The following is a 13601-nucleotide window of genomic DNA, read 5'->3' as shown; positions in this document are numbered from 1 at the left end:
AGACACAAAACCATTTGGTGTCTCTATATTAACGCATTCTGATATCAGAGAGATCAATCCATTTTACAATATTATTATAGGCGATTTCTAGCTGGGAAACAGAGATTTGATTTTATCAGTTTGCTATACATAAGAAATCTTCATAATTCAGCATTTTCCTCTTTCAGGACAATTTCATTGGTCTTGATGTTCGAAACGGAAGAATTTCACTTGAAATCTCGATTTCAGCGAATTTCAACAACTAATTACCGGTTCTAGCATTCTCTCTTTCCTGGGATCAAATAAAAAAAGAAAACCGGTTAAATTTTACTTTTAAAGTTCTTACAATAAGGAAACAAATCAAACAAACAGCCCAAAGGGAAGTTATGTCATTTTACGGCTATCACCCCATTATTGAAAAATGGTTTCGAAAACGCTTTCAAGGCCCTACTGATCCTCAGCAACAGGGCTGGCCATGCATCAATCGTGGCGAGCATACACTGATTTCTGCTCCGACCGGCAGTGGAAAGACATTAACGGCATTCCTGTCTGTCATCGATCGCCTGGTTAAACGTTCTTTAGACGGTGATTTAGAGAATGAAATTTCCGTTGTTTATGTCTCGCCGTTACGTGCGCTATCGAACGATATGCATCGTAACTTGACCGAGCCTCTGAAAGAAATCTCACAGCTTCTGGAAGAAGAAGGTTATACATTCACTCCGATTCGTGTCGGGTTGAGAACCGGTGATACTCCTGCTTCAAAACGAGCTGCACTCGTCAAACGGCCTCCCCACATTCTGGTCACGACTCCCGAGTCGTTGTATTTAATGTTAACGGCTTCGAAAAGTCGGGAAACACTGAAAAACGTCGAAACGGTCATCGTCGATGAAATCCATGCATTATTACGAGACAAGCGTGGGTCACACTGGTCACTCACCCTTGAACGCCTGGAAGCGTTAATCGATCATCCGCTGCAGCGAATCGGTTTATCTGCTACACAAAAACCGTTGGAACGGGTCGCACAATATCTGGTCGGTAACCGCCCTGAGATTGAAATCACATTTAATCTTCCCCAAGTGACTTCAACTGAAGATCCAGAACGTGTCTGCCGCATTGTGAATATTGGTCATTCACGGACATTGGATGTGTCCATTCAGGTTCCTCCGTCAGAATTGAGCGCGATTTGCTCTCACGAACAGTGGGCTGAAGTGCTGGAACAAATTGTCGAATTGATTGAGTCACATCACAGTACGCTGATTTTCGTTAATACACGTCGTCTGGCAGAACGCATTACTCATCAATTAACCGAGCGATTGGGTGAAGATGTTGTTGGCAGCCATCATGGTTCACTGTCGGCAAAAATTCGTCATCGAACCGAACAGAAGTTAAAAAGCGGTGAACTCAAAGCCGTCATCGCGACGGCGTCTCTCGAGTTGGGAATCGACGTCGGTTATATCGATCTGGTCATTCAAATCGGTTCACCACGAGGCATCGCCACATTCCTGCAGCGTATCGGTCGTTCAGGACATTCATTGGGGCTGGTTCCTAAAGGACGAATTTTCGCTCTTTCCCGAGATGAATTATTTGAAAGTATGGCGCTGGTTCGCTCGATCAAAAAGGGAATTTTGGATACGGTCCGAATGCCAGAAGCGCCGATTGATATTCTCGCTCAACAAATCACAGCGGAAGTTTCCTCGCAGGAATGGAATACGGATGAATTATTCGAACTCATCACCCGTGCTTATTCGTTTCAAAACCTCAAGCGAAAAGATTACGAAAGCACGATTCAATTTCTGAGTGAAGGCATCAGCAGCACTGCCGGACGCAGTCGCGTCTATCTACACCATGATCAGGTTCAAAAACGCGTTCGCAGCAGAAAAAATGCGAGGCTGACGGCAACCATGAACGGAGGTGCGATTCCGGAAATTGCCTCCTATCGAGTGGTGACTGAAGACGATCAAACCGTGGTGGGTTCTGTCGATGAAGACTTCGCCGTGGAAAGTATGGCGGGAGATATCTTTCTGCTCGGCAATACATCCTGGAAAATTCGTTATGTTCGTGGCGGCGATGTGACAGTCGTTGATGCCAATGGTGCTCCCCCTTCGATTCCCTTCTGGTTCGGAGAAGCACCGGGACGCTCACTCGAACTTTCCACTGAAATCTCGGATCTCCGCGAAGAGCTGGAACAACAAATCGAAAATCCGGAGCAAGCCATTAATTGGCTGGTTCGCGAAACCAACACCGATGAGTGGGGCAGCAAACAAATAGTCGATTACGTTCAAGCCCAAAAAGCAGCTCTAGGGGTTGTACCAACTCAAAAACGAATCGTCTTTGAACGCTTTTTTGATGAATCGGGGGGAATGCAACTGATAATCCATGCTCCCTTTGGTGGTGATATTAATCGCGCATGGGGTTACACGATGCGCAAGCGTTTCTGCCGTTCTTATAATTTTGAACTGCAGGCGACTGCCGACGATAACGGCATCATTCTCTCACTGGGTCCGCAACACAGCTTCCCACTGGAGAGCTTGTTTACTATGCTGAATACCAGCAACGTTCAGCAGCTCTCCGAACAGGCGATTCTGGATCATCCCATGTTTCATGTACGGTGGCGCTGGAATGTCACTCGGGCGCTGCTAGTTTCCCGTATGCAGAATGGAAAAAAGGTCCCCCCTCCTCTGCAACGATTTCGTGCGGAAGACTTGTTGACCGCCGTCTTTCCACGTTTGACAGGTTGTCCTGAAAATGAAATCGGTGAAATTATACGTCCCGATCATATTCTGGTTGATCAGACTTTGTACGATTGCCTGAACGAACAACTTGACATCGAAGGTTTCAAAAATGTTCTGCTGCAACTTGAGCAAGGATCGATCAAACTGATCCCCCGCGATACACGAGAGCCTTCACCGTTTTGTTATGAGCTATTAAATTCCAGCCCTTATACCTTTCTGGATGGAGGCGAAGCGCAAGAACGTCGTGCCCGCGCGGTCGCGACGCGGCAAACCATTTCTGTGGAAAGCGTCGAAGATCTGGGACGACTTTCCCCGGAAGCAATTGCGCAAGTTTGTCAGGAAGCGCAACCACTAGTCCGTAATGCAGACGAGCTACATGATCTCCTGCTGGGACGGATTCATCTACCGATTAATGAACAATCTGACTGGGTTGACTGGTATCAGGAACTGGAATCAACGGGGCGTGCCACAACTTTACAAAGAGCTGAAGCTGATTCAGAGAGCACCTCACCGCAAAGTTGGGTGGCCACAGAACGCTTACCGGCAGCGTTAGCAGCCTTTCCAGAAAGCGAGTATCAGCCTCCTGTGACGGTTCCAGCCGGTGTCTGTCAGGAATGGGAATCTACAGAAGCCCGCACCGCCATCATTCGCGGGCTGCTGGATACCTGTGGTCCCTTGACAGTTACCGAAATAGCAAATTTTGCCGGTTTGACCGATTCTCAAACGGAAGCAGCGTTAATGGCACTTGAAGGCGAAGGGATCGCCATGCAGGGTTATTTCCGCATCAAAGATCCTAACTGGGAGCAAAGCCAGGAGGGTGAACCTGCCGCTGAAAACGCAACACTATCTTCTGAAACGCCATCCAAAGAATGGTGCCACCGCCGTCTTCTGGCACGCATTCATCGACTGACATTGCAGGGACTACGTGCACAGGTGCAACCTGTTGGCACCAATGTGTTTATTCAATTCCTGTCGCACCTACATGGACTGACTGGTGATGAAAAACGCTCCGGAACGAATGGCCTCTTTGAAGTGCTCTCGATGTTGCAAGGCGTTGATATCCCGGCAATCTGCTGGGAACGAGATATCCTCTCCTCACGAATCACAAACTATAAAACGAATGATCTGGATGAACTCTGTTTCACGGGTGAAATTGGATGGGGACGCTTATATCCTCCCAAACGGGCCGCCGACCAGGGCAAACCGATGACCGGCATTACACGAAACGCTCCTGTCTCTTTCTTTTTGAGAGAAGACACTCCCTGGCTGACTTATTTTAATCCTATTCCTTCGTTTCAAAAGATCACAGAAGAGCAAAATCACCTCAGTAGTCCGGCAATGGAAATCCTGGAACTGCTGAATCAGCAAGGCGCACTCTTTGCCACCGACATGATGACAACAACCGAGTCGATGCCTTCGCAAATTGCAGATTCATTGGGTGAATTGATCTCACGAGGACTCGTGACCTCTGACAGTTTCTCTGGAATGCGGCAATTTACCGCAGATCGTTCCTCTAACAATCGACGTGCTTCTCGCAAAAAACGGATCGGCCTGGTTCGAAAGCGGACCACACCGAACAATACCGGACGATGGTCTATCTGGCGACGTGACAGTAAAAATGAGATTGAAGAACAAAGTCTCCAATACTATGAGTATGTCGAACAATGGGCCTGGCAATTAATCAGGCGCTGGGGTGTTGTCTTTCGCGATTTATTACTGAAAGAAACCGGTGCACCACGCTGGTTTGAGCTTCTTCAGGTTTACCGGCGGCTGGAAGCCCGCGGCGAAATTCGAGGCGGACGCTTTGTAGCTGGTGTTGCCGGCGAACAATTTGCGATGTCGGGTACGATTCAGGAATTACGAAAATTACGTGATAATACAACGTCCGATGAATTAATCATCCTCTCCGCCTCTGACCCGTTGAATCTAGTTGGAATCCTTACAAAGCAGGCGCGCATTCCCAGTACCGCCAATAATCGGCTCGCCTATTGGAATGGGAACTTGATTGCTTACGCAAAGAGTGAAGAACTCTTCCTCGTATCCAAAGTCAACGAAAAATTAAAACGAGAACTGATCTTGGGATTCGGGCTTCCCATTAAAGGTACGATCATCAATGAAGAATTCTCAAGTGATAGTGATCCACACTCACAAGAATCACTACTTTCAGATAAAGAAGAAGATGGCGTTCTGGTTTCAACGGGGAATCACCCTGACACAGATGAAAAAAAATCTCCGCGTCCTTCCTTTCTCTGACTATAATAATACTAGCGTGAACGTGACTCCTTTGAACTAAAATGGAATCCAAAGTATGCCAGCCCCTATTTCTAAAACTTCCATACTCAGCTTTTACATCATTACTTTGCTGTTAATTCTGCCATCTGTCATGCGAGATTTAAGTGCAACTGAAAAAGAACCGCCAAAGACAATTGATCAATTAATCAAGTCCGCTTATGAACATAAACAACATGGCCGTTATGCGGAAGCTATCGAAGTTTATGATGCAGCCGAGAAACAACTTTCGGACACTTCTCCCAAATTGAAAGATCTGAAATGGCAGATTCTTCTTGGTCGCATTGACATTGCTACGTTAACAGGTGAAACAGCACAAGCTTTGAAACGCATTCATTCCGCTTTAGAGCAAACACCTGACCAAGCCAAACTGCATGCAATAGCAGCAAAGCTGTATTATGAAACGGGAGAATACGAAAAAGCAGACACACACGTAACACGTGCGCTTTCACTAAACTCGGATGACCCATTGGCACATCTGATTCAAGCACATCTTTTGACGGACTCTGGTAAAATTGAAGAAGCCAATGAGGCTTACCGCTGGTTCGTGCGTTATTACAACCGAACTCAACCTGAAGATTCTGAAACTCTGATGTTGATCGCCGAAGGGGCCACACAATACGCGCGCTGGAACAGTGTTTCTCAAATTTTCAATTTTGTGATCAACACCCTTTGCCCCGATGCATTGGAAGCAGATCCCCTTGCCTGGGAAGCCTACTATCTAAGCGGCTCCATCCTGCAGGAAAAGTATAATCGTCCTCAGGCCGCGAAAGAATTTAGCTCGGCACTCAAAATCAACTCTCAAGCTGCAATTGTTTATGTTGCGTTAGCGCGCTCTGCGATTGAGGCACATGAATTCGACAATAGTATTAAACTGATTGAGAAGGCTTTAAAAATCAACCCAAAATTGATTGAAGCACTTCTCCTGCAGTGCGATCTGCATTTGATTAACGGCCACTATGATAAAGCTTTAAAAACTGCCGAAATCGCTTTTACTATCAATGCACGAAATCAGTCGGTGTTAGCGAGAATTGCCGCCTGTTACTCGCTTCTGGACGGTGTACCTGACCGAGCAAAACTAGCGTTACTATTCGAAGACCCTGAAAATGCTGGCAATACAAAAAAAACCAATCCAGATGCAACCCGTTTCACAACTCTCATCACAAAGCTCTTAAAACAAAACCCGAAACCCGGATACTTTCTCTATGAATTGGGACAGCTATTGGAAATGAAACGTCAATTTTCATTTGCCGAATATGCCTATCTGAAGACAAAAGAGATGATGCCTCAGCTTTCAGGTCCGAAGACCTCTTTGGGAATGCTTTACATGCAAATGGGGAAAACCGACCTCGCACTGCAAACACTGAACGAAGCGTTTAAAGCTGATCCCTATCATGTGCGCGTCAGTAATATGCGGAAAGTGTTAGGTGTACTTGAATCTTATGGATTAATCGCCACAGAACATTTTATCATTCGGTACGACTCCAAAGCCGATTTCATTCTAGGGCAATATATGGCTGAGTACCTAGAACAGATCTATCCCGAAATGGTAAAACAATTTGGATATGAACCTCCGGGAAAAACCCAGTTTGAAATCTACCATGACGCGAAGGGCTTGGGAGCGCATCAATGGTTCAGCGCCCGGATGATTGGCCTGCCCTGGATTCAGACAATTGGTGCTTCAACAGGAGCTGTCGTTGCCTTGACTTCTCCTACGGCAATGAATGAACCATTCAACTGGGCCGCGGTCCTCAAACACGAGCTTGTGCATGTTTTCACACTTCAGCAAACCAAATATAAAATTCCGCATTGGTTTACTGAAGCACTTGCTGTCAGAAGCGAAGGTAGCGCGCGGCCACAAAAATTTAATCAGCTGTTAGCAGAACGTGTTCCCAAGAACGAAATCTATTCACTGAATGAATTAGATGGTGTTTTCGTGCGTCCCAAATCTTCAGATAACTGGAACTTTGCATATTGCCAAAGCCTGCTCTGTGCGGAATTTATGGTCGAGGAATTCGGCGAGGATTCGTTAAAAAATTTGTTATCCGCTTATCAGAATCAATTATCAACACCAGATGCGATCAAGCAGTGTTTTCAGATCGATCAGCAGGAGTTTGAAAAACGCTACCATCGCTATCTACAAAAAATTGCCAACTCACTGAAAGGTTATGAAACAAAATCCACCATCAGCTTTAGTGATTTACGGAAGCAATATGAACAGGATCAAAACAACCTGGACATCGCAGGACAATATGCTTACCAACTACTTCGACTCCGTAAGAAACAGCAAGCGCGTGAAATTGCACTCGATGTATTAAGCAAAAATTCCAAGCAGCCTCAGGCAGCGATCACCATTGCCCGTCTTGAACTTCTCTCAGAAGACATGAACTCGGCAATCAAAGTTCTTCAGCCAGCCTTAAATTCAAAATCGCCTGATCCTGAGCTTCTTGAATTAGTCAGCAAAATACTACTGAAACAGAACAAGTTTCAAGAAGCACTCAAACTTTATCAAATGGGTCACTCAAAATATCCTTATCAAACCAAATGGCTGGAAGGTCTCGCGCAAATTTATCACAGCATGGATGATTCAGCAAATTTAGAAGCGACATTAATCAAATACGTACATCTGGATCCCGCTAACAACAAGAGTATGAAAATCTTAATGCAGCTCTTTCTTGATCAGCAAAAATATGAAGAAGCACTGCATTGGGGGGAGCAAAGTTTGTACGTCGACGTGCTCGATCCGGAAATACACCAACAAATAGCCGAAACTGCATTGAAACTAAACCAAACGGATTTAGCGATCCGAGAGTTAAAAATGCTCTTGCACCTCGATGTAGAGAATGAAGAGATGCGATTCCTCTTAGCCAAAACGTTATTCGACTCTGGAAATAAAAAGGAGGCTGTTGTTGAACTGGATCGTTTGCTACAGCAAAATCCGAATCATGTAAAAGCAATCGAATTAAAGAAAAAACAATAGATTCTGAAGTTCAACTCACGTCTAATAATTCCACAACTGAATTAAATGATATTTCATTTCCAATAAGGATTCCCTGTGACGAATCACCCTTTCGATGCTTCCTCTTCTAAATCAGAACAGGATCTGCATAACGCAAACGAAATTTCGCTTTCCCAGTTCCAATCAGTGATTCGTACGATGTTTTACGAGAAAGATCAGGCTCGTGGAATTGAAGGAACGTTCATGTGGTTTATGGAAGAAGTAGGGGAATTATCATCTGCTCTCAGGGAAAATAATGATTCAGAAAATCTGGCTGAAGAATTTGCTGATGTTCTGGCCTGGTTAGCCACAATGGCGAATGTGGCTGGTATCGATCTGGAGCAGGCGATAGCCCAAAAGTATGTCCAAGGCTGCCCAAGGTGCCATCAACCTATCTGTACCTGTGATCTCTCTCGAAAGCCCTGATACGTAAATGTGATTCCTGACAAGATTTGTAGCATAGTGATTGACACTGCTTCACTCCTGAAATTAGACTGGAGTAGTGCGTCCAAGTCATGACATCTATGTCCATTCAGCAATATTCTCTCATCTCAGATTGCTATCGCATCAAAATGAAAAATCATTGCGCAGTTCAAACTCGATTTTCTACTTTCAAACACGCTCGTGTCTATTTCAGAACGTGTTTATGTGGAATCATTCTTTCCATTGCTTTCCAGAACACAGCCTCTGCACAACCCCCCAAAGCACAAATTGACGCAGCCATCAAACGTGGTATTTCTTTCCTGAAACAGACCGATGATTACCGTACGACTGGTATGAATGCTTTTGTTGCTTACACGTTGCTTAAAGCAGGGGAATCTCCAGAGTCACCCTATATTCAAACATGCTTGAAGAACATTCTCGCAGACCACAATCGAATGAATAAAGACGGAGAACTTGAATATAGACCTGGTAGCGACTTCAATTATTGTGCTGGCGTGCAATTGATGGTACTTGAAGCTGTTAACCCAGAGAAGTATCAAGATGAAATTCGTACTACCGCTGATTTCTTAATTGGAACTCAACATAAGAGCGGTAGTTGGTACTACCCACAAGATATTAACCATAACGGCGATACCAGTATTACACAATACGCTGTGTTAGGATTATGGGCAGCGGAACGTGCCGGTGTCAATGTGCCTAATTCTGTCTGGGATAAAGCAGCACGCTGGCATCTTTCAACTCAGTACCCCGATGGGTCTTTTGGTTATCATCCCGGATCAGCCTCTGAAAGAGCTCCTTTGCATACTATGGGTGTCGCAGGAACCGGTAGCATGTATGTGATATCGATGCAGCTTTACCCCGATGGCAAATTACGCAGTAGTCCTGTTAAAAAAACTGATCAGGAAAAGAAAAAACGATTCGGCTTTCTAGAAAAAGTCGATTTGATTCAAAATGAAAAAAGTAAAGAAAACGAAAACAATAATTCGAAACCAACAATTAGTTACAACGCACTCGAATCAGGAAAATCAAAAGGTCTGGGCTGGATCGTCAAAAACTATAATGTCCGCAACTTAAATAGATGGCCAAACTATTATTTATATGGAATTGAGCGCATTGCAGCGATTGCTGACACACAAAAGCTGGGCCCTTATGACTGGTACGCAGATGGAGCCCGTCAACTTCTGTTAACTCAACAGAATGATGGCAGTTGGGAAGGGACTCATAATAAAAAAGCTTCCACCTGCTTAGCAATCATTTTTCTTTCCAAAGCAACAGGTAAAACACTAGGTCGTAAATACAAACCTGAACCAGTTGGATCCGGTTTATTAGCAGGAGGTAGAGGTCTTCCTAAAAATCTGGCGGAAGTCCAGATGCGAAATGGAAAGGTCGAAAACAAAAAACTCTCTGGCGATTTGAGCGAGTTATTAGCCCAATTAGAGGATCCAGCGAACGCCGACCTCGAAGCAGCTCAGGAAACACTCGTCGAAACAATCACACTCGGTGATCGAGAAGAACTCATCAATCAAAAAGATCGAGTATTAAAACTCGTCGATGCAAGATCTCCTGATGTCCGCCGAACCGCAGTCTGGGCACTTTCACGCACGAATGATTTTCGCGTCTCCCCTTACTTAATCCGCGCTTTAAAAGATCCCGATCTGAGTGTCAGAATCGAAGCACGAAATGGGTTATGTACTCTCAGCCGAAAAATTCGCGGCTTGGGAATGCCAGAGGATCCTTTGGCAGACATCGCTGAAAACCTGGATGAAAAGGAACGTATTAAGATTGTCGACAAGTGGTCCGATGAGGCCACAAAACGTTGGCAAAAGTGGTATAACAGTGTGAAACCCTTCGATGAAAAATTTGATCTCTTCGAAGTACTGAATGAATTCCCCCAATCCAAAACAAAATAATTCAGATTTTTAAACCGAACTAGAATTGTCATACACGATGTCGCAGGCAACATCTCAGAATGATCACAGGAAATCACCGGTCATGCGTGTTACGCAATATGACCAGGTCAGTTCTTCGTTGATCGCTGTTGTGCTGGCATTGATCATTGCCGTATTCTGGCTTTCCATAGTCTGGTTCACCAATCGTCTTCCTCAAACAGAAAATGACGTTGCCCTGGAAATGATCGATTTAGCAGGTGGTGCTGAAGATGGATCGCCTGATGATTCCCTGCTTGTTGAATCACCTGAAGATCCTATTGATGATCCTTCTCAAATCGACACACCAGAAGAAGAAAATCAGGTAGAGGAAATGCTCGACAGCGTGGTCGAATTATCAGACAAAGCCACCCAACAAGTCCAGCAGCAAATGCAAACAGATCTGACCAACTCCGGCAAAGTCGGTAGCGCCGCTGGAACCGGAAAGCGCGCATTGGGATTTGGTCCTGGCAAAAAAGGTCTCCCACGTGAACAACGCTGGTTTATCAAGTTTTCTGATCGAGGTTCACTACGCGATTATGCCAAGCAACTGGATTTTTTCAAAATTGAACTTGGGGCATTACTTAAAAACGGAAAGATGATTTATTTATCGAAAGTCTCGTCTGACAAACCCGTCTCCAGAACGGTATCTTCGGGCGCAAACGAAAAACGACTTTATATGACGTGGCAAGGAGGGGAGCGCAGAACCAGCGATCTCAGCTTGTTTAAAAAGGCAGGCTTTGATGTAACTGGTGCCATACTGTTTCATTTTTATCCAAAACAAACAGAAAACATGCTCCTTTCACAAGAAAAGCGATATCGAAACAAAAAGTTCGATGAGATTCGTCGTACTTATTTTACGGTCCGCGGCGATCGTACGGGATACAACTTCGAGGTCACACGACAAACTTATTTCCGCTAACAACACATGAACAGGCATCTATGAATTACTCGCTGACTCCTATCTTGAATGTGGCTGGTTATGCCATCTATATTGCATTGGGATTGACCGCTTTGTATGGCGTTTTTTGTGTCATCCTGCTAATCAGACAAATCGCACAAAAACGATTCTTAACACAAAATGCAGCAAGCGAATTTCTCGACCAGATTCATGAAGATATCGAAAAAAAGGACTATGAATCTGTAATCAATCTCTGTGATTCGCCTCCCTATTGGAGTAAAGCAGTTCCGCAATTAATTTTAGTTGCGATGGCAAATATGGAACGTCCCGCGAAAAAATTAAGACAGATGCTCGCTGAAAAATTTGAACGGGATATTCTGGCTGACCTTGAATATCGTATGTCCTGGATCAGTACCATTGTGAAAAGTGCTCCCATGCTGGGTTTATTGGGAACCGTGATTGGAATGATCAACGCTTTTGACAAAATCGGCAATATGCAAGAGTCTGGAGGCGATCCCAGTCAACTGGCGGGCGAAATCAGTTTCGCGTTATTTACAACTGCAGCAGGCTTGGCTGTCGCCATTCCTTTAGTCATGGCTGGTGCCTTGATTCATGTACGCATCGGAAAACTACAAGACTCTGTGCAAGAACATACAGGTGAGTTTCTGGAAATTCTTGACTCATCACGTCAGTCATGACCTCCAGGACCTATTGAACATGGCTAGAAAAAAAACAATATTCGAAATAGATGAAGATAGTTGGAAAAAACGACCAACATCTCGCGGCACCGGTGACGACTTGGACATTACCCCCATGATTGATGTCACGTTTCTCCTTCTGATCTTCTTTATGGTCACTTCGACAATGCAGGCAACCCAGGACTCAGATGTCCCGGTTGCCCGACATGGAGTTGGAGTTGATACCCGACTTTCTACAACAATTTTAGTTCATAATGATGGAAACGGATTAAATGGAAAGAGTGTCGTTGAATTTAAAGAATCAGGGGGCGCCACCGAAGTTTCACTGGAAGAGCTGACAGCAAAAGTTCGCGAGCGCGTTCAAAATGGTGTCAGCGATGTCATTATCAAAGCAGATCGGGGCGTGCCACATGGATTTGTCCAGGAAGTGACTCGGGCAGTAACAGAAGTGGATGGAGTGAAATTTTATATTGGAATTGAAGAGAAAAAGAATAATTGATTTTGATCGTCACGCAATCTCGATCTTGAATTAATCTAATCTGAAAAGAATACGAGATACTGATTTAAATATGCCTATCAAATTCTACTGTCAAAAATGTGGTCAAAAGCTAAGTGTCGCTAGCAAGAAGGCAGGAAAATCGGTTTCCTGCCCTGCCTGCCAGCGTCAAATTACGATCCCATTAAAAAGTGAAGACCGTCGAACGGAAGTAGCAGAAAATACTCCTCAAGCTCCCCCTCAAACAGAAAAAACGCCTCAAGCCACTTCAGTCAATCAGGAAGAAAATCAATTACTTGACGATTTGGATGACTTAGGCCCGCTAGGTGAAAGTTGGGATGAAATTCTGGAAGGAGATTGGGAACAAGCTGCAGCCGCAGAAGAGACTGCGCAGCCCGTAATCGAAAAGCAGGTTGAAGAAAAAGAGAAGTCTCCCCCAAGCTCTGAAGAGAAACAGCAAACGAAATCACATCCCGAACCAGCTCCTGAACTCGACACCAGCGAATCTGAAGAACGTACTCCTCAGTCAGAACCGGAAGTGGCATCCCAAAAAATAGAGGCTAAAACACAATCGAAAGAAACTGCAACAGTTCCTCCCACAAAACCCAGAAATGACGTAGAAGAAGATGAAGACGATGATGAGGGGTTTTCCATTCGGAGTGCGGAGTCGGAATTTGAAGAAATGGACCTGACACCGATGGTGGATGTCACCTTTCTCTTACTCATTTTCTTTATGATTACCGCATCATTCAGTCTGCAAAAAAGCATACAGGTACCTCCTCCGAATCCAGATGAAGATGGTGTTTCCCAGTCGTTACAAACTCTGGATGACTTTCGTGAAGAGTCTATCATTGTCGAAATTGATAACAATAATGGGATTTATGTTGATGATATCAAACTCTCAAACTCTTCCGAAATTGTTCAAGCAATTTTGGACCGTCGCGATCAAGGAGGAAAACCGAAATCCGAATTAGTGCTTAGTGCACACAATGCCGCCAGACATGAAACAGTGGTCGCAGTTGTCGATGCGGCTAATGAAGTTGGTATGCAAAAAATCAGACTCGCTTCCTACCGTGGTCCTGAAGATTGACCTAGAAGAAGTTCAATTGTGCTAAGCATGACTTACTTCCCATAATTCT

8 protein-coding genes are annotated in these 13601 nt (G+C 44.7%); all 8 read left to right on the top strand.

Annotated features, from left to right (window positions below; genetic code table 11):
• The first annotated feature begins 365 nt into the window (after positions 1-365).
• On the top strand, positions 366-4964 hold the full coding sequence (locus tag V144x_RS12990) for a DEAD/DEAH box helicase (protein ID WP_144985582.1): 4599 nt from the start codon (positions 366-368) through the stop codon (positions 4962-4964).
• Positions 4965-5019: 55 nt separating this feature from the next.
• Positions 5020-7980 (top strand): tetratricopeptide repeat protein, encoded by a 2961-nt coding sequence (locus V144x_RS12985; RefSeq protein ID WP_144985581.1) that lies wholly within the window; start codon positions 5020-5022, stop codon positions 7978-7980.
• A 177-nt stretch (positions 7981-8157) separates the two neighbouring features.
• Positions 8158-8424 (top strand): MazG nucleotide pyrophosphohydrolase domain-containing protein, encoded by a 267-nt coding sequence (locus tag V144x_RS12980; protein WP_144990871.1) that lies wholly within the window; start codon positions 8158-8160, stop codon positions 8422-8424.
• 89 nt (positions 8425-8513) lie between these two features.
• On the top strand, positions 8514-10352 hold the full coding sequence (locus V144x_RS12975; RefSeq protein WP_144985580.1) for a HEAT repeat domain-containing protein: 1839 nt from the start codon (positions 8514-8516) through the stop codon (positions 10350-10352).
• Positions 10353-10434: 82 nt separating this feature from the next.
• Positions 10435-11289, top strand: a complete 855-nt coding sequence (locus V144x_RS12970) for a hypothetical protein (protein WP_232102806.1) — start codon at positions 10435-10437, stop codon at positions 11287-11289.
• Positions 11290-11309: 20 nt separating this feature from the next.
• Complete coding sequence (locus V144x_RS12965; RefSeq protein WP_144985578.1) at positions 11310-11966, top strand: MotA/TolQ/ExbB proton channel family protein; 657 nt, start codon at positions 11310-11312, stop codon at positions 11964-11966.
• A 19-nt stretch (positions 11967-11985) separates the two neighbouring features.
• Entirely contained in the window at positions 11986-12465 is a 480-nt protein-coding gene (locus V144x_RS12960; protein WP_197998907.1) for an ExbD/TolR family protein, read from the top strand.
• Positions 12466-12535: 70 nt separating this feature from the next.
• On the top strand, positions 12536-13552 hold the full coding sequence (locus tag V144x_RS12955; protein ID WP_144985576.1) for an ExbD/TolR family protein: 1017 nt from the start codon (positions 12536-12538) through the stop codon (positions 13550-13552).
• Positions 13553-13601 lie beyond the last annotated feature (49 nt).

The organism is Gimesia aquarii, from assembly GCF_007748195.1.
In the GTDB taxonomy this organism is placed as follows: domain Bacteria; phylum Planctomycetota; class Planctomycetia; order Planctomycetales; family Planctomycetaceae; genus Gimesia; species Gimesia aquarii.
This window is presented reverse-complemented; position numbering and strand designations above follow the sequence as displayed.

What these genes read in the sequence shown, in the direction of transcription:
- V144x_RS12955 (WP_144985576.1), top strand. Translation starts at nt 12,536, where the DNA reads ATGCCTATCAAATTCTACTGTCAAAAATGTGGTCAAAAGCTAAGTGTC.
- V144x_RS12960 (WP_197998907.1), top strand. Translation starts at nt 11,986, where the DNA reads ATGGCTAGAAAAAAAACAATATTCGAAATAGATGAAGATAGTTGGAAA.
- V144x_RS12965 (WP_144985578.1), top strand. Translation starts at nt 11,310, where the DNA reads ATGAATTACTCGCTGACTCCTATCTTGAATGTGGCTGGTTATGCCATC.
- V144x_RS12985 (WP_144985581.1), top strand. Translation starts at nt 5,020, where the DNA reads ATGCCAGCCCCTATTTCTAAAACTTCCATACTCAGCTTTTACATCATT.
- V144x_RS12980 (WP_144990871.1), top strand. Translation starts at nt 8,158, where the DNA reads ATGTTTTACGAGAAAGATCAGGCTCGTGGAATTGAAGGAACGTTCATG.
- V144x_RS12975 (WP_144985580.1), top strand. Translation starts at nt 8,514, where the DNA reads ATGACATCTATGTCCATTCAGCAATATTCTCTCATCTCAGATTGCTAT.
- V144x_RS12970 (WP_232102806.1), top strand. Translation starts at nt 10,435, where the DNA reads ATGCGTGTTACGCAATATGACCAGGTCAGTTCTTCGTTGATCGCTGTT.
- V144x_RS12990 (WP_144985582.1), top strand. Translation starts at nt 366, where the DNA reads ATGTCATTTTACGGCTATCACCCCATTATTGAAAAATGGTTTCGAAAA.